The sequence below is a fragment of the Brevibacillus sp. AG genome (assembly GCF_028369215.1).
Classification (GTDB): Bacteria; Bacillota; Bacilli; order Brevibacillales; family Brevibacillaceae; genus Brevibacillus; species Brevibacillus porteri.
Genome location: NZ_JAQMYO010000013.1, coordinates 28984 through 52877, shown reverse-complemented (window position 1 = coordinate 52877; position 23894 = coordinate 28984). Strand labels below are relative to the sequence as shown.

Sequence of the window (23894 nt, the reverse complement as noted above, 5' to 3'; positions counted from 1 at the left end):
GAACTTCCCCTCGCGCTTGTCTATGCTTTAGCTTATGAGGCTCATAGAGACGATAGAACCCTTTTCTAGCTTTTCTCTCTCACTCTAGCTTTTTACGACTTAGTGGGTATACGAGCCGCTATTTTCTTCATTCACTGCACTGTGCAAGGCGCGATTCAGACCTGTTGCGATCACATTCGCCACGCCTTCTATAAAATCGTCCACTTCTTTTGGGGTGACGACCAGATCCTGTCCCAGCGGTCGGAGGACTTCATGAATCAGTTGTCGTTTCTCTTCTTCCGGCAGTGAACCTACCAATCCCATGAATGTCTTGCGGGATTCCATGTCGGGCAAGTCCTCTTCCGTATACGGTTCCTTACGCTCCGGCAGCGTGCTCATTGCCAGTTTGTTAAACGCCCGCTTGCTCTCCACCATCGATTGTCCAAAATGCCCCATCAAGTACGTAATTGCATCATTTACAATCGTAGAGGCAAAAACGACCGTAGGAACTCCTATCGCAATCACAGGCACACCAAGCGTCGCCTGATCAATCGCTTTGCGCTTGTTTCCGACCCCTGAACCGGGATGAATCCCTGTATCCGATATTTGAATCGTCGTGTTGACCCGGTGCAGAGCGCGGGACGCAAGAGCATCGATACAGATGACAAAATCGGGTTTGCTTTTTTCCACGACACCAAAAATAATCTCACTCGTTTCTATACCCGTAATCCCAAGGACACCCGGTGATAGCGCACTGACTTCCCGATAGCCTTCTCCAACGGTTTCAGGCGCCAGCGTGTACAGATGACGTGTAATCAACAAATTTTCCACAACCATCGGCCCCAACGCATCCGGGGTCACATTCCAGTTGCCGAGACCAACGACGAGAGCCTTTTTGTCTTCAGTGATTCCCAGTTGTTTGAGAAACTTGGCAAATTCGACGGAGAATCGCTTGGCCACCTGCTCTTCGATCGAGGTATCATTATCCCGCAGTTTTGGCACTTCAATCGTAAGGTAATGCCCCGGAAGCTTGCCGATTTCCTTCCCCGCTCCCTCTGTTTCCACATGTAATCTCGTTACTTTCACATTGGGCTCGCTGTCGTCAGCTTGCAGCCAAACGCCCTCAATATCGCTCTGGTTTTGTTGCTGGGCAAGCTCGTGGGCCTCCACTGCAAGATCCGTACGAATGGAATAACCAGACAAATCAATGTTATGTGCCATGTTCATCAGCTCCTTTGATCCAAAGTGAAAAAAGTACTGACCATTTTGTTCCTGCTACTAGCTTGCTTGAATCCTTCATTTTTATTCCGAATCCTTTCTTGCAAATGGGTTCGCCCCATGCTAGAATTACTTTGTTGTATGACTGTATGTCTATGGTCGTCTAAGGAGGTGACACACATGCCAAATATTAAATCCGCGATTAAACGCACCAAAACAATCGAAAAGCGTCGCGCACACCGTGCTTCTCAAAAGTCTGATCTGCGTACTTCCATCAAGAGCTTTGAGAAAGCTGTCGCTGCTTCCGATGTAGCATTGGCGAAATCTACTCTTCTGGTGGCTGTGAAAAAGCTGGACAAGGCCGCTTCGAAAGGTCTCATTCATAAAAACGCAGCAAACCGTCAAAAGTCTCGTTTGATGAAAAAGCTTAACGTTCTGAGCGCTCCTGTAGCGTAAGAGACCAAGCGCAAAAAAACCCCGTGAACATCTTGTTCTAGGGGTTTTTTTACTGTAATAAACGTCATGACCGTTTTGTTCGTTCGTCATGTGCACGTGCAATGAATAATTCGAGGGCGAGACGTTTGTCTACCTGCCCTGACTTCATCCGAAAATCTTCTTCCGCCAGAATGCCCAGCAGTTTTTTCAACGACTCCTCAGAAAAATGACGCGCTTGCTCCATTGCTTTTTTCACCGCGTAAGGATGCATCTTAATCATACCTGCCATCTGTTGCTGCGAATAACCACGCGGCGCCAATTGCTTGACATGCAACAGCATGCGGAACTGCCTCGCCAAGAGAGCCAGCAGCTTAATCGGCTCCTCTCCTGTTTTCATGCAGTCGTACATCATCCTGAGTGCCTTGTCCAATCTCCCCGAAGCGACCTGTTCAATTAGCGCAAATACATCCTGCTCCAGCGTACGTGCTCCAAGCAGCTCGATGACGTCGTCCGTGATGCTTTCACCCACCCCGACAAACAGAGCCATCTTTTCGATTTCCTTGTCCAGAAGACGCAGCTCGGCTCCTACTCGCTCCACAAGCCTCATGGCTTGCTGACGATCGATTTTCGCCTGGTATTTACCCGCATGCCGCTCTACCCAGCCATACAAATCTCCGTCTTTTAACAACGGAAAAGGGATCACTTTCGCTTTCTGCTGCAGCGTTTTGACCAGCTTTTTTCGTTCATCGAGCTTGTCAGCTTCTGTATGTAAAATAAGTGTGGTGTAGGGAGGCGGATTTTGCAAATAATCGAGCAAAGCATCCGGGTCGCTTTCTACCTTAGTCGAAGGCTTACTTCCTGTTAAAAAGTAGGCTTGTCTGGCAATCACCAATCGATGCTCGCCCATAAACGGCAAGGTTTCCGCATCCTGTAGAATTTCACTCAATCCTATTTCAGTACAATCATACACACTCATATTCAAATCCGTAAATTCTGGATCAATCATTTCTTTACGAGCCAACGCCAAAAAATCTTCGGCCAGAAAAGACTCCGGCCCGTATAAGACGTAGATCGGCGAGAATTGTTTTTGCCGTATTTCGCGAATAGCCGATAGGAGTGGCATACGTTTTCTCCCCTTTCCTTCTTCTTACCTGCGTTATTATAGCACATGTTGCTCAGAACAAAGCGAAAAAAAACCGCCACCAGTGAATCGGTAGCGGTTTTTTCATCCGTTGGCACCTCTATGTAAACGTTTAGGGAAAAGCCCCGGGATTCCTCCTCCCCAAACGGTAAGCAGGGGGTGCTTGATAATGTACTATACGCAAAATCCTCGCAAGCGGTGCCGGTCCATACGTGGAAAAAAGTTAGTCATTATCATCTTTATCTTTTTTCTTCTCTTTATTTTTTCCCTTGTTTTTCTCCTCTTGCTTGTCCCCACCGTCGTCCTTATCGTCATTAGCAGGTTCTTTGTCTTCTCTGTCCGGATTCTCCTCCAGTCCGATCGGCCATACCGGTGGCTTATCATCTGTTATTACTGGCGTTGGAGGTACAGGCTTCTTTTGTGGTGGTGGCGGCGTTTTCGTTTTCTTCGGTGGCGATGTTTGCTTTTTCTCGGTCTTTGCCGGTGGCCTTTTACTCTTCGTCTGAGTAGTTGCTCCACTTGACTTTTTTGCCTTGTCCGTTTCCTCTTTTGAATTCGATGGTATTGGATTATTGCTTGGAGGAGTCGGATCATCTGGCCCAGGGGTTTTGGGTTGTTCCACGACCGCTGGCGTCATGTCCGTTCCGTTCTGGAACGAATCGACTTCTTGCTTCTTACCATCACCGCCCGAAAACAGCATGCCAACCAATAAGCTAGCAGCGACGGCCGTACTACCAAGACTGGCCATCCACACTTTCATCCGCTTCCACTTTTTTGATTCCGGCAGCGAAGACGACTCACGCTTAACTTCCAGAGTGGGCAGGATTTCCTCGTTCATCGTAGATGTCACCGCAGCAGGCTTTGCAGCGGCTGATTCCAGCTTGGGCAGGATAGAATCTACGATGCTGAACGGAGGTACGACAGGGGGCAGATGTTCCAATTGTTGTGACACATCTTTCAAACGGTTGTACATAAGCTGCAGATCAACATCATTCTGAATCAAACGATGGAGCAATTGCTGCTCTGACTCCACCAGATCTCGATCCAGATCCCGCTGCATGAGTTCAAAAATCTCTTCGTTGGTCATCAACCGATCCCCCCTTTCTGGTAGTCGTACAACAGCTCCTGTAACTGTTGCCTAGCCCGAAATAAATACGACTTTACCGTGTTAAGCGGCAAATCTAGTGCCTCCGCTATTTCTTGATAGGACAAATCCTCTAGATAGCGGAGTACTACAACCATCCGGTATTGCTTTGGCAATCTTCCGATGGCTTCCTGGATGTCATTCGACAGCCCGGTGAGAAGGATTTCTTCTTCTACGTTGTTACGATCAGGAATGATCAACTCGTGCTCGTCAATTGAGACCGTTTCCTTCTTCGCGCGAAATTTATCCATACAGACGTTGCTGACAATGCGTTGTACCCAGGTTGAGAACTTTGCTTTTTCCTGATAGGTGTCCAACTTTCGATAAATACGAATGAGGACTTCCTGGGAGGCATCTAGCGCGTCTTGTTCGTTCCCTAGAATGTAATAAGCGCTTCGGTAAACGGAGGTCTCAATAGATCGAAGCAGTTCGACTAGCGCGTCATGATCCCCGGATTGCGCCATCCTGATCAACTCTGCTTCATGCATATTCTCTTCTCCCCCCTACAGACGGTTCGCTCATTGAAAAAGTTGCAAACAGTTTATGTATCCAATATTTGGGTCTGCCAATATAATCCCGTAGGTGTAATAACCAGCGTAATCGCTCCATGAGCATCAGTCCTGTACACGGCGGAACCCGATTTTTTTAAGCGATGCAGTACTTCGGACGATGGATGCCCGTACCGATTTTTCACCCCGGCAGAGATTACAGCAACTTTTGGTGCTGTGACTGCAAGGAGCTCTTCGGTGCTCGAGGTATTGCTTCCATGGTGGGCTACTTTCAAAACATCCACAGAAGTCAAACCGTTTTGAACAAGCTGGCTTTCCCCATCCTTTTCAATGTCACCCGTAAACAATACAGTCTTGTTATAAGCAGTCAGCTGGAGTACTACGGATGCATCATTTCCTGAGAAGGTCGATTCCCCCGGGTGCAGCCACTTCCACTCGATTCCCGGCCCATCTGACCAAGATTGACCCGGGAGCCCAGTTACAATCGGAACCCCTTCTTGTTGAAAAAGCTGGACAATCTCGCCCTCCAATTTGGAAGGTGCTGTCCCATTCACCAATACCTCTCCAAAAGAAAAATGAGGAATAAGCGACTTTACTCCCCCGATGTGATCCAGGTCACCATGCGTCATGACGACGCGGTCGATTTTCTCGATTCCTCTGGCCATCAGAAACGGCAGAACGACGTCTTTCCCCACCTCAAATGGGTCACGCTTTTCCATCCATGGTTCAGCAGCTGGGAACCGCATTGTCCCACCTGCATCCATTAAGTATACCTTCTGATCACCAATTTCGACAACGATGGAATCCCCTTGTCCGACATCAAGGAAGGTAATTCGCACTTCTTCGACTCCTGAAAACGGCTGTCTAGCTGCTACAATAAACATGAGAAATATAACGAAAGTAAGCATTATATCACGCTTTCGATGATAGCCCAACTTCCATGAAATGGGCAGAACACCCAAAAAGCAGGTATACAAAACAAGCCAGCACCACGAAGGATGCGGCCAATATGTGAAAGGGAGCCTCATTTTTTCGATAGCAAACAGCGGGAGATGAATCCATTTCAGCATAGCCGTTGATACCCAAACAGGGATCACGGCCAAAAACGGATGGACGAAATCGAGGACAACCGCGATATACCCGAACGGTAGCGCTATAGCCGAGAGAATCGGTGTCACTACCAAATTGACCAGCCAAGACACTGGTGAAAACAAATGAAAATGATAGATGAGAAACGGGAAAGAAACGAGCTGGGCTGACAAAGTAACCGACACAAGTGTACGAATCCAGACGGGTACCCGCACAAACACATGCAAGCTGTATGGCACAAAAATAATCAGACCAAGTGTCACCGCAAAGGAAAGCTGAAAACCTACATGCCACAGCTGATACGGATTCAACACCAGCATAAGAATGAGTGCACCTGCCCAGACGTCCTTGCCGTCCAACCTCTTTCCAAATACTTGACAGAGAAGACCCACACTCCCCATCAGTCCAGATCGGATCGCGGACGCGCTGGCTCCCACCAGAAGCACATACCCGATCAAAAACAAAATCGTTACGACAAATGCGAGTCTGCGTCTGATTCCAATCCGTTCCAAGCACCACATAAACATGGAGCTAACCAACGTCACATGCAAACCGGAAATCGCGAGGATATGACTTAAGCCCAAATTCGAATACATCGCCGCAAGCTCAAGGTTCACCTCTTGTCCAAGACCAAGCAGCAGCGACTTCATGTAACCCGCTGTTTCTGGATCAGTAAATAATGATTCAATTCTCTTTGCACCCGAGTCCTGCCACTCTTGAAAGCTTGCCGACACGGAAAAAGCAGGTATCACATCAATCGCTTGATAGCTTGTTTCTCCTGTAACATGGACGCCTTGCCAATACAAGTAGCTGGCGTAGTCGAAGGCATGAGGATTACGCGTAGGAGCTGGTAAGGATAATCGGATTGGAGCCACGATAACACTGCCACGTCTCCACTGCTCTATTTGTGTTGCTTCCTGGAAAGAAGCAAGTTTAACACGAAGCGCGATTTTTTCGAGAGACCGATGCACGTTCTGATCAGGTTGATTTTCACCCCAGGATGTTATCGTGACAAAAAATCGTGCTACATCCCCGTCCCGTCTCACAGGTGAATCAATGACGCCTTCTATCCAGATGCTCTGCTCCCTTTCTGCCAATGGTTTCACTTCAGAGCTGTGGAGAATCTCGTACCCACAAAAAAAGAGACCTGCTAGAATAATAATCAGTGAGTAGCATGCAACGAATTTGCGGTATGGTAACGGGATACATGCAACGATTGCCCATGATACGCCTGCAGCCAACAGCAGCCAAGCAGGATGTAAATAGGCGGACAAAATGAGGCCGATCATCATCGCTAGGCTTGCTATCCATACTGACAATGCAATTCCCCCGTCCTGTTCTTTCATGAACCGTTTTGTCGAACGAATCATGGTCTCCTAAGGGAGTATATCTAACCGAATGGGGACAAAAATAGAAAAGACGAAAGGCTAATTCCCTTGTAGAATCAGCGTTTTCGAGGTCAATTACTGGCACTCATAAGAGATTGCGCTGATGGTCGATACATGATAGAGTTAGCAGGAGCAATCCAGTGAGAGGAAGAGTCATTTCTTATGTGCGGAATCGTATCACTCTATAACAAGCGGCAAAAGCCTGTTCAACAAGAAGCGATTAGTGCAATGACGGGTGTCATCCTGCACCGTGGTCCAGATGACGATGGTTTTCACCTTGAAGACAACATCGCCCTGGGCTTTCGTCGTTTAAGCATCATTGACGTGGAAGGCGGACATCAACCGCTGTTTAACGAAACACGTGACATCTGGATTATTGGTAACGGTGAAGTCTACAATTACAAAGAGTTACAACAATGGTTAAAGGACATCGGTCACGTTTTCCATACCGATTCTGATATTGAAACCATCCTCCACCTTTATGAAGAGGTAGGAACAGATGCACCTAAGCATTTGCGCGGGATGTTTGGCTTTACGATCTACGACTCCCGTAAAAAACGTCTGTTTGGGGCACGCGACCATTTTGGAATCAAGCCTCTCTACTATGTCGAGACAAATGATTCGATCGGGGTTGCCAGCGAGATTAAAAGCTTGCTGGAGCTGCCAGGATTCAACCGCGAAGTGAATCCAACCGCTTTTTATCACTATTTGACGTTCCAATATGTACCCGATCCTGACACGATGTTTGCTGGCATTTACCGTATACCGCCTGCGCACTCGTTTGTGATTGAAAACGACCAGATCAAGCTGGAAAGGTACTGGGATGTAGAATTCAAGCCAGATGAAAGCAAGCCGTTCTCTTATTTTGTTGAGGGTACGCGCAGTGTCATGCTCGAATCTGTCGACAAACACCGGATTAGCGAAGTTTCTCGTGGAGCCTTCTTGTCTAGTGGTGTTGACTCTAGCAGTATCGTTGGGATGTTACGTACATTCGAGCCAGTCAAATCTTTTTCTGTCGGCTCAGATATTCCTGGTTACAGCGAGCTCGATTATGCGAAGCGAACCGCCGCATATTTGGGATCGGAGCATTTCGAGCGCGTGATAAACGCCAAGCAGTACATGGATGAATTGCCGCGACTTATCTGGCATCAGGACGAACCAGTAGCGGACCCCTCTGCCATCCTGCTCTATTTTGTAGCGCAGATGGCGAGTGAACACGTAACCGTCGTATTGTCCGGTGAAGGTGCAGATGAATTTTTTGGCGGATACAATATTTACAGAGAGCCTCATTCTCTCAAAATGTTTTCCGGGATGCCTGGCTGGATGCGCCATTCCATCGGATATATGGCAGAACGCCTCCCTGATCAGGTAAAAGGGAAAAACTTCCTCATCCGCGGATCGAAAACAGTTGAGCAACGCTTCTTCGGAAACGCACTGATTTTCAGCGAAGAGATGAAAAAGCGTGTCGTCATGGAAGATATCACCCGTTCGGAATCGTATGTATCTCCTTTCACCATCACAGAAGAGATTTACAAACGCGCTTCCGAATATGACGATGTGACCAAGATGCAATACTTGGACATTCACACTTGGCTCAGAGGCAACATTTTGATGAAGGCCGACAAGATGACGATGGCCAATTCTTTGGAGTTACGAGTACCTTTCATTGATCTTAAGGTATTTGAATTCGCCGCTACCATTCCAACGAAGTACAAAATTGCCAACGGCACGACCAAGCACGTGCTTCGAGAAGCGATGAAAGACTTCCTGCCACCTGAGATCCAAACGAGAAAGAAGCTGGGCTTCCCTGTTCCGACTCGTCACTGGCTCAAAAACGAATTTTACAAATGGGCAAAAGAGATCATTTTTGAATCCAAGGTGGATAATTTGATCAATAAGGCCTATGTGCTGTACTTGCTCGATGAACACCGCGAAGGAAATGCGGATTACAGTCGCAAAATCTGGACGATCCTGGTCTTCATGTTGTGGCATCAAATCTTCATTGAGCAAAAGCACAATTTTGAGCCTTTTGTCAGCCCAAATGTAGACCTTCGCCGCAAAAAAAATTCGCTGCTGCATATCGGCTAACAGCGGCAACGCAATAAATAGATTTGCAGACCCTCTCTTACTTTTCGTAGCATCGTTGATAGAGAACAAGTTCACTCTATGAACGTATCGCTATGTGAAGGACGGGAGGGTTTTTGTTATGGTGCTGGAGTGGTGGGAGCGTTATCGTCGTATCATCTTGCTGACTGCGGCTGTTCTGTTTGTCGGTTGTAGCTATTGGATCTATCAACGCGACCAATCACATAAGACTGACGAACTACCGTTGCATTCTCCTGCTTATGCAGCATCGAATCTTGAAACAAAAGAACTGACAGATGATTCAGCAGCTGCTCAACCTGCCAAATCTGTAAAAGCGACACCGGAAAAAGATAAGGATAAGGAGCCACTCCTCTCTCCTCTCTATGTCGATGTGAAAGGACAAGTGAAAAATCCTGGATTATACCAATTCGAACCAGGTACGCGTGTCGCAAATGCCATCGAGAAAGCAGGAGGAGCACTTCCTGATGCTGACCTTGTCCAGATCAACTTGGCAGCGCCGCTCACAGATGGAGCTGCTCTTGTCATCCCGGCTAAAGGGGCCACCGCGCCAGTCTCCGCATCCATTGGCCTTGTACAATCTGCTGCCAGCGTATCCACCACTGGTGCCTCCTCAGCCATTAATCTCAACATGGCAACTGTCGAAGAGCTCATGAGTCTCCCCGGGATTGGAAAAGCTCGTGCCAAGGCAATCGTGGAGTACCGGACAAAACAAGGGCCATTTCGTTCAGCGGATGACCTGAAACAGATTGAGGGAATTGGCGAGAAGATGTTTGCACGGATAAAAGATCGGCTGGTGGTAAAATGAGTGCTCAGCATCCGGTCATGATCATAGGCACTCCTACATAGAATGGGAAAAGAATATCGGAGGGAGGTATGCCCATGAATAGAATTGGATTCATTGGTACGGGCAGCATGGGCAGTATCTTGATTGAATCATTGCTGTCAGCCAAGGCGCTGACTCCTGGTCATGTCATTATCAGCAACAGAACCCTTTCGAAGGCGCAGCAACTGGCAGAAAAACATCCCGGGCTCATTGTGGCGCACAGCAATGCCGATTTGGTCAAAGAAGCTACAACGATTGTGCTGTGCGTCAAGCCACTGGAATATAGCGTGATGCTCGAACAAATTGCTCCTGCCTTAACGCCAGACCACCTATTGATTACGATCACCAGTCCGATCAAGCTTGCGGATTTGGAGACTCAAGTTCCATGTGCGGTTGCCAGAGTCGTTCCTTCTATTACAAATGCCGTAATGAGTGGTGTCAGCTTATGTGAATTTGGATCACGAATCCAAGAGGAACAACGTCATTTTATACGAAGTCTGTTTGCCCACATTAGCTCCCCTATTGAGATTTCGGAGCCTTTTTTACGAATTACTTCTGACATTGTGAGTTGTGGGCCAGCTTTTATCAGCTATATTTTGCAGCAAATGATTCAAGAAGCTGTTGAAGAAACTGGCATTTCCGAAGAAGCTGCTACCTACATGACCACGCAAATGCTAATTGGGATCGCAGATCTTTTACGAGAAGAAGCGTTCACCCTTCCTACTCTGCAAAAGAGGGTCTGCGTGCCCGGTGGAATTACTGGGGAAGGTCTGATTCCTTTGCAAAACGGTATTCCCGGTCTTTTCGCCCAAGTATTTCGTCGTACACAAGCAAAGTTTGCCGAGGACCAGGAACTGGTTGCACGAAATTTGAGCAATCAGCCACATTAGCGCAAGACGAAGAAGCGTTGATTTACGAAAAAAGGAGTGGATACCTGTCACTCACAGGCTCCACTCCTCTTCTTATTTCTTGCCGTCCTTTTCTTAACGAACGACGATATTCACCAGTTTGCCTGGAACAGCGATGACTTTGACGATCGTTTTTCCTTCGATCAGTTCTTTAATCATCTCATTGTTTTTCGCCATCTCTTCCATCTGTTCTTGCGTCGAATCAGAAGCGATGAGCAGCTTCTCTTTGTTTTTGCCGTTAATTTGCAGGACGATTTCTACCTCGTCTTCAACCAGCTTCGCTTCGTCATACGTAGGCCATGCTTCGTATGCCAGGCTCTCGCTGTGGCCCAGTTTTTCCCACAGCTCTTCACCCAAGTGCGGAGCGATTGGAGACAGCATTTTTACCAAGTCCTCCATGAATTTCTTCGGCAGAACTTCTGCTTTATACGCTTCGTTAACGAATACCATCAACTGAGAGATACCCGTATTGAAACGCAGGCCTTCGTAGTCTTCTGTTACTTTTTTCACCGTTTGGTGGTACACGCGCTCCATGCCAGCCACGTTGGAGGTTTCCACGATTTTTCCGTTCAGCTCACCGTTGTCACCTACAAACAGACGATATACGCGATCTAGGAAGCGGCGTGCGCCATCCAAGCCTTTTGTCGACCAAGCGATCGAAGCATCCAGTGGTCCCATGAACATTTCGTACATGCGCAGTGTGTCGGCACCATGGCTGTCGATGATATCGTCTGGGTTTACGACGTTACCTTTGGACTTACTCATTTTCTCGTTGTTTTCACCCAGGATCATTCCTTGATTAAACAACTTTTGGAATGGTTCCTTGGTTGGTACAACACCGATATCATACAGGAACTTGTGCCAGAAGCGAGCGTAGAGCAAGTGCAGCACCGCATGCTCGGCACCACCAATGTAAATGTCGATTGGCAGCCATTCCTTCAGTTTGTCTGGATCAGCCATTGCCTTATCGTTGTGCGGATCGATGAAGCGCAGGAAGTACCAGCAGCTACCCGCCCATTGTGGCATCGTGTTTGTCTCACGGCGTGCTTTCATACCTGTTTCCGGATCGACGGTGTTTACCCACTCCGAGATGTTTGCCAATGGCGATTCACCTGTACCGGATGGTTTGATTTCTTTTGTTTTTGGCAATACGATTGGCAGTTCGGATTCTGGAACGACTTTCATCGTGCCGTCTTCCAGATGGAGAATCGGAATTGGCTCACCCCAGTAGCGTTGACGGCTGAACAGCCAGTCGCGCAGACGGAATGTTACTTTGCGATTTCCTTTGCCTTCCGCTTCCAGCCACTCGATCATTTTGGTGATCGCCTGTTCTTTGTTCAATCCATCGAGCATACCGGAGTTGATGTGCTCTCCGTCGCCTGCATACGCTTCTTTGGAGATATCTCCGCCAGCGATTACTTGTTTGATTGGCAGATCGAATGTTTTTGCGAACTCATAGTCGCGTTCATCATGCGCTGGAACCGCCATGATGGAGCCTGTTCCGTAGCTGATCAGCACGTAATCTGCAATCCAGATTGGCAGACGTTCGCCGTTAACCGGGTTGATCGCATATGCTCCGGTAAATACTCCTGTCTTTTCTTTCGCCAGATCAGTACGCTCCAGATCGCTCTTGTGCTTCGCTTGATCCAGGTACGCTTCCACTGCTTCTTTTTGAGATGGTACGGTAATTTGCTCAACCAGCTTGTGCTCAGGAGCCAATACCGCGTAAGTTGCTCCGTAGAGAGTGTCTGGACGAGTTGTAAAGACGGTAAAGGATTCGTCATGACCTTCGATACCAAAGGTTACTTCTGCCCCTTCAGAACGACCGATCCAGTTGCGTTGCATTTCCTTGATGCTCTCTGGCCAATCCAGTTCATCCAGATCAGCCAAGAGTCTTTCCGCATACGCAGTAATTTTCAAGACCCATTGCTTCATTGGGCGGCGTTCTACTGGGTGTCCGCCACGCTCACTTTTTCCGTCAATGACTTCTTCGTTCGCCAAAACCGTTCCCAAAGCAGGGCACCAGTTTACAGCTACCTCGTCAATATAAGCCAATCCGTGCTCATACAGCTTCGTAAAAATCCATTGTGTCCACTTGTAGTAATTCGGATCGGTCGTATTGATTTCGCGATCCCAGTCGTAGGAAAATCCGAGTGACTTAATTTGGCGACGGAAGGTGTTGATATTGTGCTCGGTGAATTCCGCCGGATCGTTTCCTGTATCGAGAGCGTATTGCTCCGCTGGCAAACCAAACGCATCCCAGCCCATTGGATGGAGAACGTTATATCCTTGCATCCGCTTCATGCGGGATAAAATATCAGTAGCCGTATAGCCTTCCGGATGTCCCACGTGCAGGCCAGCTCCAGATGGATATGGGAACATGTCGAGTGCGTAAAACTTTTTCTTGCCCTCATCCTCGGAGGTTTTGAAGGTCTTGTTCTGCTCCCAATATTGCTGCCACTTCTTTTCGACATTTTGATGACTGAATACCATGGTAAAGCACTCCCATCTTAAAATAGGTGAAAATAATAAAGAAAACCTCACATCCCAAATCGCTGTTGCGAAAGGGACGAGAGGTTATTTAACATTCCCGCGGTACCACCCAGATTGGCAAATGACAAGCATTCACCCACTTGTTTCATCCGTAACGGGGATAAGCCGCTCACCCTTACGCAGTCATTGCTTGAATGACCTTGGGGGCAAGTGCTGGGAGGTGAGTTCAGATAGATTCGGGTTGACTTGCACCATCCGTCAACTCTCTGTGATTGCTCGAATCCTATGCCTACTATTCCTCTTAAACGCGTCGAAATCTGTAGTTATAACGCCATTATAGTCAATCCGAACCAATCATGTCAAACTTTTCGGCTTGCGGGCTGAAAAAAATAGGCGCTCACTCGCTTCTTGTGGCGGCATATTCGAGTAATCAGCGGTGATGACAATGTCTGTGAAGCCGGCATCTGTCAGCCAGCGCATCAGTTGGACAGGCTGGTAAGCCCGTTGCCAATGCTCTTCTTCCATCCGCTCGTACAATCCGTTTGGCTGACGAATGAAAAACGTTAACTGATGCTCTACCTCCAGTCGCAGCGGGTCGCAAAAACATTGCCAAATGTACGAAACTTCATCTTCTACATGTGTGAACGTCTCGTCTCCGAAAATGTGCAGCATCTTGTACGGACTGTGCACATCAAACAGAAAGCTCCCACCGGGCGCGAGATGAGCGAAAACGCGCTTGAACGTTTCCTGCACATCCGCTTCCTCTGTAAGGTAGCTCAATGAATCACATAAGGAGATGACCGCATCCGCTTCGGGCAAGGACAGCTCGCGCATATCCTGCTCCACCCACGCTACATCCACTTGTTCCTGCCTCATTTTGTCATAGGCGATCGCAAGCATTTCTGTAGAGAGATCCACGCCCGTAACACGGTATCCCCGCTTGGCGAGTGGGATCGCAATCGTGCCAGTCCCACAGCCAAGATCAATGACCCGCACAGGCTTCTCTCCCTTTGTCCAATGACGCTCGACCCAATCGAGCCACTGGTCATACGGAGTATCCGCCATCAGCCTGTCATATACAGCGGCCATATGTGCGTATGCCATCTGTCCTTATCCTTGCACGCTAAAGGAAACTTCCTCTGCGTCCTTCCACAGGCGCTCCAGATTGTAAAACTCGCGATCTTCGCGATGGAAAACGTGAATAACGATATCGCCCAGATCAACCAGTACCCAGCGACCTTCATCTGCTCCCTCGATACCGCGGACGTCAAAGCCGTTTTTGTGGGCTTGATCACGGATTTCCCGAACAATTGCCTGTACTTGACGCTCGTTGTTTCCGTGGCAAATCATGAAATAGTCTGCGATCACGGACAGCTTTCTAATATCGAGCACCTTCAAGTTCTCTGCTTTCTTGTCCTCTGCTGCCTTCACTACCAACTGTGCCAAATCTTCTACTGTTTTAACCATCAAAACCCTCCTTCTCTCCCTTTGCGGGAAACCAAATCGTTATATGCGGTCAATGTCAACGGGAAAACCGTCTTTTGCTTCTCTATCAAAAATTGAATCGTGCCTCCCAAGGCGAGTGCCAGGGCGGCATCCAAATCATGCATGGCTTTGCCGCGAATAAAATCGACACCCGGGTAAACCCGGTTTGGTTCTATATAGTCTGCCACACAGACGACTTTTTCTAACAGGGACATGCCAGCCCGACCCGTTGTATGGTAGCGAACAGCTTGTAAAATATCTGCATCCGTCACACCTAGATCAGTCTGGATCACAATAGCTGCTGCAAAGGCATGCCACAGCTCTTTTTCCCCTTCCAAAAGCTCTGTAGGCATATCGTGGCGAACGAGAATCTCGAACATTTTTTCCACAGGCCAGCACTTACAGTAATCGTGCAACAGTCCAGCAAGCTCGGCTTTGTCAGGATCAGCCCCGAATCTCTCTGCCAGCTCGCGAGCTGACGCAGCCACCCCAAGCGTGTGCTTGTAGCGTTTTTCATGCATTTGTTGCCGTACGCGAACGAGAAGCTCTTCCCGATTATCCAAAAGTCTCATAGATTCGGTTCTCCTTAATATAGCGCTCCACGGCATCAGGTACAAGATAACGGATGCTTTTCCTGGCAGCTGCCTTCTCGCGAATCATCGTGGAGGAAATGTCCCAAACAGGCATCTCCACAAATGTGACATCCTCGCTCGACTCTTGATCTAGTTCGGTTCCAGGCCTCGCTAGACCTATAAAGCGTACCATATGAATCAGCTCTTGGTACTGGTACCATTTGGGCAAGATTTTTACCATATCTCCTCCCATGATAAAAGAAAAACGGCAATCTGGGAACTGCCTGATGAGCTGAATCATCGTGTCATAGGTGTACGATGGACCTTCTCTTGCGAACTCCACATCTGTTACACGAAACACCTCGTGATCAGACACGGCGAGCTGAACCATTTGCAAGCGGTGATTCGCCAGCGTCAGACTCTCTCTCTTTTTGTGCGGTGGAACGTGTGTAGGCATAAACCAGACTTCATCCAGGCCCGCTTGCTCTCTGGCTTGTTCAGCCGCCAGCAAGTGCCCGCAATGAATCGGGTCAAACGTTCCTCCCATGATCCCTACTTGCTTGATTGGCTGTCTCATTGCATGCAGATCACTTATGGCAGCTTGATCGTCTTGTTCTCCCGGGACTCTTTGTACAAGACAACCGTATGGCCGATCAACTGCACGAGCTCTGCTCCAGCACCTGCTGCCAGATCTTCTGCCACTTGATGTTTATCGTCGTTATTGTTTTGCAAAATCGCTACCTTGATCAATTCACGTACTTCCAACGCTTCTTTGATCTGAGTGATCATATTCTCGTTTACGCCGCCTTTTCCTACTTGGAAAATCGGGGTGAGATGATGTGCTTCTGCGCGCAAAAAACGCTTTTGCTTGCCGGTCAACATCGGCAATGCCTCCTTTTTCATCCTGCAAAATCAGGTTGTTTTCTTTAATTGTTGCAAGACGACCTCACGCATAACCCCAGTTGGTGCTCGTTCGCCCGTCCACAGCTCAAAAGCCAGTGCACCTTGGTTCACGAACATGCCGATTCCGGAATGTACAGTGGCACCGATGGCACGCGCTTCTTTGAGCAGACGCGTTTCGAGGGGGTTATAAATCAGATCGCTAACGGTTAAACCAGAATGAAGCCATTCTGCTGGCACAGGTGTCTCCTGTACGTTTGGCAGCATTCCGATCGATGTCGTATTGATCAACAGCGAAGAGTCTGCGATGGCAGCTGCCCCTTCGCCCTGTTCTACGATTTTCGTAGGTACAATCGTCCCGACATGCTCAGCCAATACCGCGGCTCTTTCCCGGGAACGATTGATGATGCGAATTTCCTTGACTCCTTGTTCAGCCAAGGTAAACGCCACTGCACGCGCTGCGCCTCCAGCCCCTACCATGGTTACCACTTGCTTTTCAAGAACGATTCCCGTCTCTTCCACAAGCGAACGAACATAGCCCATACCATCTGTGTTGTAGCCAATCAAGCGTCCATCACGAGAAACGACGGTATTGACGGCTCCGATTCGTTTGGCGAGCGGATCGATTTCATCCAGCATCGGCATGATAGCAACCTTGTGGGGGATCGTGACGTTAATCCCTTTCAAGCCTAACGCGCGAATACCCGCGACTGCATCTTCCAGATTTTCCGGTTCAACATCGAACGCAGCATAGGCAAACCCCAACCCGGTCTCTGAAAAAGCTGTATTGTGCATCATCGGTGATTGCGAGTGGGAAACTGGATGTCCAAACAGGCCAACCAGTTGTGTTTTGCTTGTAATCATGGAGCTTTTCCTCCCCGGACGTCTCTCTATAGCATATGGCAAGGGGCAAGGCTAACTCGACTTTTCTTGCTTAAGCTAGATCAGCCCTTTGCGCATCCCAACACTTACGCCTTTAGGTGCATGCACGACAACACTCGCTTCGTGTTTTCCTTGGATGCTGACCCAGCCCAAACCGGAAATTACGATGTCGGTCGTCGTGGTGGACTTGTTGATTTTAAAGGTGTGCTTCACAAATGGTGGAAGTGCTTTCGCAGCTTCCTCCCCTGTTGGCGGTACCAGCAGGGTTCCATGGTGCTTTTGCATCACCTCGTCTGCTTTCTCCAGCTTCGTCCGGTGGATGTACAGGTCGTTGTCGACATAGACGATCAACGGCTGTCTCTCTCCACGTGCGAAGTCGATACGGGCTAGACCACCCAAAAAGAGTGATTGTCCAGCATCGAGCTGATACACCTTGGAGTTAATCCGGCTGGTCGGGGTAATCTTTCGCAGATCAGTCGGGGATACCATATGTCCAATCTGGTCGCGATTAATGATTCCCGGTGTATCAAAAATGGAACGGCCATCCTCGAGCGGAATCTCGATTTTGTCCAGCGTCGTACCTGGGAACGGCGAAGTCGTAATCTCCAGCTCAGCCGCACCGTAGTCATGCAAGATGCGGTTGATCATGGTCGACTTTCCTACGTTGGTTACACCGACGATGTAAACATCTCGACCTTTGCGCAGCTCTCCAATGCGATTCAACAGTTCATCGATATGAAGCCCTTTTTGCGCGCTGATAAGTACGACATCCTCTGGGCGCAGTCCGCGTTCTTTTGCTTCGTGCTGCATCCAGTTGCGCACGCGGTTCAGGTTGATGTTTCTCGGCAGCAGATCGACCTTGTTACCCACGAGCAAAATCGGATTTTTCCCGACAAAGCGCGGTAAACCCTTGAGCCAGGAGCCTTGGAAGTCAAAAATATCGACTACCATTACGACAAGAGACTCCGTAGAACCGATGCCATCCAAAATCTTGAGGAAATCGTCATCGCCCATTCCTACGGGAGCTACTTCATTATAATGCTTGATGCGATAACAACGCTGGCAAATGACTACCTTTCTGCCAAGCGCGGATTCAGGTGCATAGCCAGGCTTTTTTGCATCTGCTGTCTGAATGGCAATCCCACATCCAGCACAAGAGCCATGCATTTGTTCCGTCATGCTTTTCTCCTCCACGAAACCATTCCTTTCCTCTCCATCCAAATAAGGGCCACACGCTCCATCTGACGATTAAAGCGCGTCCAAAAACCATCCGTCTGGGCCACAGGAACAACCAGGATCGTATGAAATCCTAATCGATTCCCTCCCAGCACATCGGTAAACAATTGATCGCCAATGACAACAGTCTCAGCGATGGTTACATTCATCTGCCGCACTGCCTGCAAAAAGGCACGGTTTGTCGGCTTTTTGGCCGCATAAATAAACCCGAGATCTAATGGGGCACAGAAGCGGTCTACACGCTCCTTGTTGTTGTTGGAGACAACAGTGACCTGTATGCCTGCCTCATGCATGCGAGCAAGCCAGTTGATGACCTCCTCGGTTGCATGTGGCCTGTCCCATTCCACCAAGGTATTATCCAAGTCTGTAATCACCGCACGGATGTTATTTCGTTTCAATTGATCTATGTCAATGTGATGGATTGATTCGACGAACTGACTAGGCATCAGCTTCTCTAAAAACACGGGGCACCTCCAAATGATGTGAAGCAATCAACCGCGATTTCGGCACCTACTATACCATAATCGACCACTTGGTTGCAAAACAAAAAGCATGATCACTGCTTGCATTGCTCTGTCATCCTGTGTAAAATGACGTTACTAAGGAAACTGTTTTTGTTTTTTTGGTTTTCTGTTAGGTTGTTTTGACTGGGGGTCGATTGCAATTAAAAACCGGATCATGAAAGGTTTTATTGAAGAGATTCGCGATAAAGGCATGAAATTTTCCATGGATGATTTGGCGAAGCGGCTCGGGATCAGCAAACGCACGTTATACGAGCACTTCTCATCTAAGGTAGAAATTCTGGAAACAATCATTCAGCAGTCCTTTGAAGAGGGCGATGAAAAAACACAGCAAATTCTCGCAGATGACAGTCTCTCTCTTATCCATAAAATCAAAGGCGTCATGATGGTTTTACCGACACACTATGAATTTTATGATTTGCGCATCCTCGAACAGATGAAGCGATATTATCCTGAGCAATATACCCAAGTCGAGGCTTCTCTATCCGAGGATTGGCAGACGCTTCGAGTCCTTCTCGAGCAAGCGATTCGAGAAGGACTCATCGTCAATATGGACGTCACGCTCATGCTGAAGGTCATTGTCGATGCCCTGAATTCTACACTCGACCAACGTTTTTACATGAAAAACCAGATTACAGTTACAGAGGCGCTTTCCGCTATTGTAGATGTCCTCTTGTTTGGATTGGTACCAGCGAATAAAAGGTAACAAATGGCTCGTGGTCATTCCACTAACTTTGGTAGGCCACGATATCGTTTTTCGCAAGAAAACCAATAAAACAAAAATAGTTTTTATAGTTAAGAGGTGTTCCATCATGTCCATCTTTACAAAAATGACCAAACAACAACGAATAGGACTTTTGTTTGTCATCCTGATCCTTTTCATCGACATGCTGTTGTACAGCTTGTTGATTCCGATTGTTCCATATTTTACGGAAAAGCTTCAGCCCTCCTCCACCATGATGGGCGTGCTGTTTAGCAGCTATGCCGTCGCGATGCTCATTGCCACTCCTATTTTCGGGCCGATATCTGATCGGATTGGCAGACGGACCATGCTTTTGATCGGCTTGCTCGGTCTCGCCGCTTCCACGTTATTGTTTGCTTTCTCTGAGACAATGTCCATGTTGATTACCGCTCGTTTTGTTCAAGGTATAGCTGCTGCGGCTACATGGCCAACTGCCCTTGCCCTCTTGGCGGATTTGTTCCCATCCAAAATGCGCGGAACTGTAATGGGAATTGCATTGACGGCGATTTCGACCGGTACATTGCTTGGAGCGCCGATTGGCGGATGGTTATTTGAAATCAGTGACCATCGCATGCCTTTCTTGGCAGCAGCAGCCTTTACCGTGATCAACATTGTGCTGGTCTACTTGTTCTTGAAAGAAGACACGACGAGAACTGTCAGTGAAAAGCTTCATGTCGGTGGATTCATTCGCAATCCGCAAGTCATCTTTATTGCTGGAATCGTCCTGTTGGCTGAGATTTCCCTTTGTTTGCTTGAACCGACGTTGCCCGTATTTTTTACAGAGAAACTCAGCATGACGCCGACAACGATTGGTCTTTTGTTTGGGGTCATGACACTCGCATACGGACTGATCGCCCCAGTTGCCGGCTCTCTTTCCAGCCGCATGAATCCGTATAAGCTCATGTTTGTCGGAATCATTACGCTGGCTGTGTTTCTGCCATTTTTGGCGTGGGCGAACTCCCTCTGGCAGGCAATGCTCGCAATGGCATTGGTCGGGGCTAGTATTGGCTTTACCTTATCGCCTACCTTGGCTACGCTGGGGGCCATCATTGACCAAGGGGGAAGCGGCGCATACGGCACGGCATACTCTCTATTTAATATGTTTCACGGAATTGGAATGGTTGCAGGCCCACTGGCAGGGGGAATTTTGACGGATTTACTGCCAGTATCCTCTGCCCTCCTGATCGTGGCAGCGTCCATCCTTGGCTTCGGCATTTTACTTTTTGTCCAATTAAAAGCAAGCAAATCCGCCCGTCTCATCACCAATGAAAGCGAGATGAAATTTTGAGCTTGTCTATTCGTGAAATTACGAAAGAAAATTGGCGCCAAGTTGCCTGCTTGACTGTAGCGGAAGGTCAACACTCCTTTATCGAGAGCAACGCTTTTTCCATCGCCCAATCAGGTTTTGAACCGGAATGGATATCATGCGGTCTGTATGACAAGGACATCGCTATCGGTTATGCCATGCATGGAATCGAAGTAGAGAATGGCCGAATTTGGCTGGATCGCTTTATGATTGATGGTAGCCATCAGGGTAAGGGGTACGCCAAAAGGTTCCTGCGCATGCTCGTTGAAGAAATGTGCAGACGCTACAGCTGTACGCGCATTTACTTGAGTATTCATCCTGAAAACGAGTTCGCTCGCAAGCTGTATGAGGCGATCGGCTTTACCTCAAATGGCGAAATGGATGGTCCGGAGGAAGTGATGGAACTCGACCTGACACATGAATAGAAAAGGCACCCCCTCTGTCGATACTGACGAAGGAGGTGCCTCTTTTTGTCGCTATCGTTGACTTTTACGCGCTTCCATCAGTCGCTTGACCTTCTCTGTCGGAGTCCAGCACTGGAATCGATAGTCCGGACGTGTCTCGTAGGTTAGACGAGAACATCGATAGCTGACTCCTCCCGTCCCTTTCTCCACGCGAAAATGAATACAGGTCGCACAGCAATGAAAGGCATTCTCTGTCTCCACGGCTCTCCCTCCCTTACTTCCCCAGCTTCCACGAAAACATTGAGAGCTGTTCGTACCGCTCCCCTTGCTGCTCGGCAAAATTCGAAAAGCCAACGCCCACCAATCGAACGCCCGCTGTATAGTCAAAGGCGTCGAGTAGATCGTCCAACAGATCCTGCCAATTGGCCCCGGCTACAGCCTTGAGCTGCTTGGTCCGCTGGGTAAAGTCCGCGTACTTAATTTTGAGCGTAATCGTCTGAGGCTCAACCCCTTCCTCGCGGATGTCCTCTTCGACCTCACGCAAAAGGGAGGTGGCAATCGGAGCAATCGCATCCCTGTCAAACAAATCAAAGGGCAGTGTCGTTTCGCGGCTCGATGATTTCGGAGCGCGGTCCATTTCGATTTCGCGATTGTCTTCTCCTCTCGCCCGGTAATAGAGGGAACGACCGAATTTCCCAAATAAGGTAGTAGCCTCATCGAGCGTAAGCCGCCAAAAATCCTCTACCGTCTCAATCCCCTTTTTCGCGAGCAGCTCCTGCGACTTTTTGCCGACTCCATGCAAGGTGCCAATTGGCAACGACCGCAGTACATCCAAAGCCTGCTCAGGTCGAATGATTACAAAGGCATCCGGCTTTTTCAAGTCACTGGCAATCTTAGCCAACGACATATTGTAGGAAAGTCCAATGCTGCAAGTAAGTCCGGTCTCCCGTTTAATTCGCCTCTTGATATCGCGGGCGATGGGCACCGCATTCTCATAGTGGGACACATCTAAATAAGCCTCGTCTAGACCCACTGTTTGATAACGCTCTGTATAAGAAGTAAATATCTGTCTGACTTCAGCAGATTTTTCGATATAACGGCTATAGCGGACAGGCAAATAAAAGCCTTGCGGACATTTTTTCCTCGCCATGGCGACAGGCATTGCGGAGCGAACACCGAACTTTCGAGCTTCGTAGCTGCAAGTCGATACGACACCGCGATTGCCAGTTCCCCCGACAATGACTGGCTTGCCCCGCAATTCGGGGCGATCTAATTGCTCTACACTCGCGAAAAATGCGTCAATATCCAAGTGAAGAATTTTTTTCATAGGGATACCCACCAAACATACATTCTCATTTCTATTATCCCTGTTTTGCTCCATTGACGCAAGCGAGAACGTTCTAGGCTTGGCTTTCGATTACCTGTAGCAGCTCAGACACCGGCGGATTGCCTTTTTTGGCGTAGATGATATTTCCGTTTTTGCCTATGATGTACACGATGCGTTGCTGGAAAAACAATCCAAGAACCTTTCCGACATCATATGCTTTTCGAATCGATTCGTCTTCATCCACGATTAATGGAAATTCATAGCGGAACTTATCAGCAAACGAGCGTTTCTTGTTCATGCCACCTGGATTCACGCCAAAAACAACGGTGTTTGCTCGCTCGATTGTCGTGTAATGCTCCTGAACTGCACATAACTGTTTCGTACAAATCGGGGTATCATCTCCCGGATAGAAGATGAGGACGATATTCTCTTTGCCGATGTGCGCTGTAAGATCAATGGTTCCTTTTGTGCTCGTCGCCGTAAAGACGGGAGCCGAGTCTCCAACCTTTAACATTTCTCTCACCTCTATGCTCAGTTTACAGGGGAAAATTCATTTTCCCATCCCGATACTTTGTGAACGGATCTTCTTCCTCTCCCATAATCCATACCTTTCCTTCCCAAATATGTACGGTTTCAGCATATTGAAATTTTTGTCCATCATGCTCAACTTCAAGCTTCATTTCAAGAAAGGCGGTATGCCCATCTTCGTATCTAATCTTTTTGATCTCATAATCTTTCAGTTTGTACTGATGAGCTTTTAAGAAGGCGATCTTTTTCATGTAAAATTCTTTCGCTTCTTGTTCACTTAACGTCGTGCCATCAACTGGATGCTTATCCTCCGCAAAATCATAAAGATAAAGGGTGTTGAATGCTTTTTCATAGTCTTCATCGATAAGCGCTTGATAATAGTTTGTGGTTATCATTTTCATTTCGCGTTCTGCAAAATACTCCGTGAAGAGGAACCGTGGAAAAACGAGTAGAAAAAGCAAAATAACAACAATTATTTTCTTCAAAAACTCACCTCACGGAATCAATTCTCTTACGTGAAGTTCGATTCTGCCTGTCATTTATCCTTGTTTCACCACGCTAACACTGAAAAAAACCACGTATCCGCTGCGATACGCGAGGCTCTACCATCACCTTCATGTTTTACGCCTGCTTTTGATCGCCCTATATTGCCCTCTTAGTTTGGTTACAGTACTGCACCAGTCTGGTTGAAACGCCCTTTTCACTAGATTAGAAAGCCCTCCTGCATGCAAAAAACCGCTCTGGGCAACCCCAGAACG

At 48.1% G+C, this 23894-nt stretch carries 25 protein-coding genes and 1 other annotated feature; of the genes, 7 read left to right on the top strand and 18 right to left on the bottom strand.

Annotated elements, in window-relative coordinates; genetic code table 11:
* Positions 1-99: 99 nt before the first annotated feature.
* Positions 100-1200: a GPR endopeptidase gene (gene gpr, locus POF51_RS26865; RefSeq protein ID WP_069850339.1), complete on the bottom strand. Its 1101-nt coding sequence runs from the start codon at positions 1198-1200 to the stop codon at positions 100-102.
* Between the two features lie 177 nt (positions 1201-1377).
* Here gpr and rpsT point away from each other — a divergent pair, with 177 nt between their 5' ends.
* Positions 1378-1653 carry a 30S ribosomal protein S20 gene (gene rpsT / locus POF51_RS26860; RefSeq protein WP_005833151.1) on the top strand — a complete coding sequence of 92 codons (276 nt, stop codon included), beginning with the start codon at positions 1378-1380 and terminating at the stop codon, positions 1651-1653.
* A gap of 64 nt (positions 1654-1717) precedes the next feature.
* Here rpsT and holA read toward each other — a convergent pair whose 3' ends face one another.
* The 4 genes from holA to POF51_RS26840 all read right to left on the bottom strand — a co-directional run bounded on the left by holA (position 1718) and on the right by POF51_RS26840 (position 6861).
* The gene (holA, locus tag POF51_RS26855) at positions 1718-2755 is read right to left on the bottom strand and encodes a DNA polymerase III subunit delta (protein ID WP_017247682.1); all 1038 of its coding nucleotides are present in this window, start codon (positions 2753-2755) and stop codon (positions 1718-1720) included.
* A gap of 241 nt (positions 2756-2996) precedes the next feature.
* The gene (locus POF51_RS26850) at positions 2997-3860 is read right to left on the bottom strand and encodes a hypothetical protein (protein ID WP_069850341.1); all 864 of its coding nucleotides are present in this window, start codon (positions 3858-3860) and stop codon (positions 2997-2999) included.
* Positions 3860-4405, bottom strand: a complete 546-nt coding sequence (locus tag POF51_RS26845) for an RNA polymerase sigma factor (RefSeq protein WP_012685711.1) — start codon at positions 4403-4405, stop codon at positions 3860-3862. Before POF51_RS26845 ends, POF51_RS26850 begins: the two co-directional genes overlap by 1 nt.
* Before the next feature lie 53 nt (positions 4406-4458).
* Positions 4459-6861: a DNA internalization-related competence protein ComEC/Rec2 gene (locus tag POF51_RS26840; protein WP_069850343.1), complete on the bottom strand. Its 2403-nt coding sequence runs from the start codon at positions 6859-6861 to the stop codon at positions 4459-4461.
* Positions 6862-7065: 204 nt separating this feature from the next.
* On the opposite strand from POF51_RS26840, the gene asnB reads away from it, so the two are divergent.
* The 3 genes from asnB (at position 7066) to comER (ending at position 10722) form a co-directional block, all read left to right on the top strand.
* Entirely contained in the window at positions 7066-8991 is a 1926-nt protein-coding gene (gene asnB / locus POF51_RS26835) for an asparagine synthase (glutamine-hydrolyzing) (RefSeq protein WP_017247679.1), read from the top strand.
* 118 nt (positions 8992-9109) lie between these two features.
* Positions 9110-9814, top strand: coding sequence for a helix-hairpin-helix domain-containing protein (locus POF51_RS26830; RefSeq protein ID WP_069850345.1), 705 nt, complete (start codon positions 9110-9112; stop codon positions 9812-9814).
* A 74-nt stretch (positions 9815-9888) separates the two neighbouring features.
* A complete protein-coding gene (gene comER / locus POF51_RS26825; RefSeq protein WP_017247677.1) occupies positions 9889-10722 on the top strand; it encodes a late competence protein ComER in 834 nt (277 codons plus the stop codon).
* A gap of 93 nt (positions 10723-10815) precedes the next feature.
* Here comER and leuS read toward each other — a convergent pair whose 3' ends face one another.
* The 9 genes from leuS to POF51_RS26780 all read right to left on the bottom strand — a co-directional run bounded on the left by leuS (position 10816) and on the right by POF51_RS26780 (position 18772).
* Positions 10816-13233, bottom strand: a complete 2418-nt coding sequence (leuS, locus tag POF51_RS26820) for a leucine--tRNA ligase (RefSeq protein WP_069850347.1) — start codon at positions 13231-13233, stop codon at positions 10816-10818.
* Between the two features lie 69 nt (positions 13234-13302).
* Positions 13303-13548 (bottom strand) — a binding site (T-box leader).
* 39 nt (positions 13549-13587) lie between these two features.
* Entirely contained in the window at positions 13588-14337 is a 750-nt protein-coding gene (locus POF51_RS26815; RefSeq protein WP_069850349.1) for a class I SAM-dependent DNA methyltransferase, read from the bottom strand.
* Positions 14338-14343: 6 nt separating this feature from the next.
* Entirely contained in the window at positions 14344-14700 is a 357-nt protein-coding gene (gene rsfS / locus POF51_RS26810; RefSeq protein ID WP_017247674.1) for a ribosome silencing factor, read from the bottom strand.
* On the bottom strand, positions 14700-15290 hold the full coding sequence (gene yqeK, locus POF51_RS26805; RefSeq protein ID WP_069850351.1) for a bis(5'-nucleosyl)-tetraphosphatase (symmetrical) YqeK: 591 nt from the start codon (positions 15288-15290) through the stop codon (positions 14700-14702). The genes rsfS and yqeK overlap by 1 nt, the downstream gene beginning before the upstream one ends.
* Positions 15274-15867: a nicotinate-nucleotide adenylyltransferase gene (locus POF51_RS26800; protein WP_017247672.1), complete on the bottom strand. Its 594-nt coding sequence runs from the start codon at positions 15865-15867 to the stop codon at positions 15274-15276. Before POF51_RS26800 ends, yqeK begins: the two co-directional genes overlap by 17 nt.
* Before the next feature lie 14 nt (positions 15868-15881).
* Entirely contained in the window at positions 15882-16172 is a 291-nt protein-coding gene (gene yhbY / locus POF51_RS26795; RefSeq protein ID WP_007727776.1) for a ribosome assembly RNA-binding protein YhbY, read from the bottom strand.
* 30 nt (positions 16173-16202) lie between these two features.
* Positions 16203-17054 (bottom strand): shikimate dehydrogenase, encoded by an 852-nt coding sequence (locus POF51_RS26790; RefSeq protein ID WP_069850353.1) that lies wholly within the window; start codon positions 17052-17054, stop codon positions 16203-16205.
* 75 nt (positions 17055-17129) lie between these two features.
* On the bottom strand, positions 17130-18251 hold the full coding sequence (gene yqeH / locus POF51_RS26785; RefSeq protein WP_017247670.1) for a ribosome biogenesis GTPase YqeH: 1122 nt from the start codon (positions 18249-18251) through the stop codon (positions 17130-17132).
* On the bottom strand, positions 18248-18772 hold the full coding sequence (locus tag POF51_RS26780) for a YqeG family HAD IIIA-type phosphatase (protein ID WP_017247669.1): 525 nt from the start codon (positions 18770-18772) through the stop codon (positions 18248-18250). The genes yqeH and POF51_RS26780 overlap by 4 nt, the downstream gene beginning before the upstream one ends.
* A 214-nt stretch (positions 18773-18986) precedes the next feature.
* Between POF51_RS26780 and POF51_RS26775 the strand changes: the two genes are divergently transcribed.
* From POF51_RS26775 to POF51_RS26765, 3 genes are all read left to right on the top strand, one after another.
* Positions 18987-19535, top strand: coding sequence for a TetR/AcrR family transcriptional regulator (locus POF51_RS26775; protein ID WP_170831620.1), 549 nt, complete (start codon positions 18987-18989; stop codon positions 19533-19535).
* A gap of 106 nt (positions 19536-19641) precedes the next feature.
* Positions 19642-20859: an MFS transporter gene (locus POF51_RS26770; protein WP_069850358.1), complete on the top strand. Its 1218-nt coding sequence runs from the start codon at positions 19642-19644 to the stop codon at positions 20857-20859.
* Positions 20856-21302: a GNAT family N-acetyltransferase gene (locus POF51_RS26765; RefSeq protein WP_069850360.1), complete on the top strand. Its 447-nt coding sequence runs from the start codon at positions 20856-20858 to the stop codon at positions 21300-21302. Before POF51_RS26770 ends, POF51_RS26765 begins: the two co-directional genes overlap by 4 nt.
* A gap of 51 nt (positions 21303-21353) precedes the next feature.
* Here the strand turns inward: POF51_RS26765 and POF51_RS26760 are convergent, their stop codons facing one another.
* From POF51_RS26760 to POF51_RS26745, 4 genes are all read right to left on the bottom strand, one after another.
* Positions 21354-21542 carry a hypothetical protein gene (locus POF51_RS26760; RefSeq protein ID WP_048032230.1) on the bottom strand — a complete coding sequence of 63 codons (189 nt, stop codon included), beginning with the start codon at positions 21540-21542 and terminating at the stop codon, positions 21354-21356.
* 13 nt (positions 21543-21555) lie between these two features.
* Positions 21556-22608, bottom strand: a complete 1053-nt coding sequence (locus POF51_RS26755; RefSeq protein WP_017247664.1) for a DNA polymerase IV — start codon at positions 22606-22608, stop codon at positions 21556-21558.
* 73 nt (positions 22609-22681) lie between these two features.
* The gene (locus POF51_RS26750; protein ID WP_069850362.1) at positions 22682-23122 is read right to left on the bottom strand and encodes a peroxiredoxin; all 441 of its coding nucleotides are present in this window, start codon (positions 23120-23122) and stop codon (positions 22682-22684) included.
* Between the two features lie 22 nt (positions 23123-23144).
* Positions 23145-23621, bottom strand: coding sequence for a hypothetical protein (locus POF51_RS26745; protein ID WP_271756475.1), 477 nt, complete (start codon positions 23619-23621; stop codon positions 23145-23147).
* Positions 23622-23894 lie beyond the last annotated feature (273 nt).

Coding starts and splice junctions, on each gene's coding strand:
- gpr (WP_069850339.1), bottom strand. CDS start 1,200: ATGGCACATAACATTGATTTGTCTGGTTATTCCATTCGTACGGATCTT.
- rpsT (WP_005833151.1), top strand. CDS start 1,378: ATGCCAAATATTAAATCCGCGATTAAACGCACCAAAACAATCGAAAAG.
- holA (WP_017247682.1), bottom strand. CDS start 2,755: ATGCCACTCCTATCGGCTATTCGCGAAATACGGCAAAAACAATTCTCG.
- POF51_RS26850 (WP_069850341.1), bottom strand. CDS start 3,860: ATGACCAACGAAGAGATTTTTGAACTCATGCAGCGGGATCTGGATCGA.
- POF51_RS26845 (WP_012685711.1), bottom strand. CDS start 4,405: ATGCATGAAGCAGAGTTGATCAGGATGGCGCAATCCGGGGATCATGAC.
- POF51_RS26840 (WP_069850343.1), bottom strand. CDS start 6,861: ATGAAAGAACAGGACGGGGGAATTGCATTGTCAGTATGGATAGCAAGC.
- asnB (WP_017247679.1), top strand. CDS start 7,066: ATGTGCGGAATCGTATCACTCTATAACAAGCGGCAAAAGCCTGTTCAA.
- POF51_RS26830 (WP_069850345.1), top strand. CDS start 9,110: ATGGTGCTGGAGTGGTGGGAGCGTTATCGTCGTATCATCTTGCTGACT.
- comER (WP_017247677.1), top strand. CDS start 9,889: ATGAATAGAATTGGATTCATTGGTACGGGCAGCATGGGCAGTATCTTG.
- leuS (WP_069850347.1), bottom strand. CDS start 13,233: ATGGTATTCAGTCATCAAAATGTCGAAAAGAAGTGGCAGCAATATTGG.
- POF51_RS26815 (WP_069850349.1), bottom strand. CDS start 14,337: ATGGCATACGCACATATGGCCGCTGTATATGACAGGCTGATGGCGGAT.
- rsfS (WP_017247674.1), bottom strand. CDS start 14,700: ATGGTTAAAACAGTAGAAGATTTGGCACAGTTGGTAGTGAAGGCAGCA.
- yqeK (WP_069850351.1), bottom strand. CDS start 15,290: ATGAGACTTTTGGATAATCGGGAAGAGCTTCTCGTTCGCGTACGGCAA.
- POF51_RS26800 (WP_017247672.1), bottom strand. CDS start 15,867: ATGAGACAGCCAATCAAGCAAGTAGGGATCATGGGAGGAACGTTTGAC.
- yhbY (WP_007727776.1), bottom strand. CDS start 16,172: ATGTTGACCGGCAAGCAAAAGCGTTTTTTGCGCGCAGAAGCACATCAT.
- POF51_RS26790 (WP_069850353.1), bottom strand. CDS start 17,054: ATGATTACAAGCAAAACACAACTGGTTGGCCTGTTTGGACATCCAGTT.
- yqeH (WP_017247670.1), bottom strand. CDS start 18,251: ATGACGGAACAAATGCATGGCTCTTGTGCTGGATGTGGGATTGCCATT.
- POF51_RS26775 (WP_170831620.1), top strand. CDS start 18,987: ATGAAAGGTTTTATTGAAGAGATTCGCGATAAAGGCATGAAATTTTCC.
- POF51_RS26770 (WP_069850358.1), top strand. CDS start 19,642: ATGTCCATCTTTACAAAAATGACCAAACAACAACGAATAGGACTTTTG.
- POF51_RS26755 (WP_017247664.1), bottom strand. CDS start 22,608: ATGAAAAAAATTCTTCACTTGGATATTGACGCATTTTTCGCGAGTGTA.
- POF51_RS26750 (WP_069850362.1), bottom strand. CDS start 23,122: ATGTTAAAGGTTGGAGACTCGGCTCCCGTCTTTACGGCGACGAGCACA.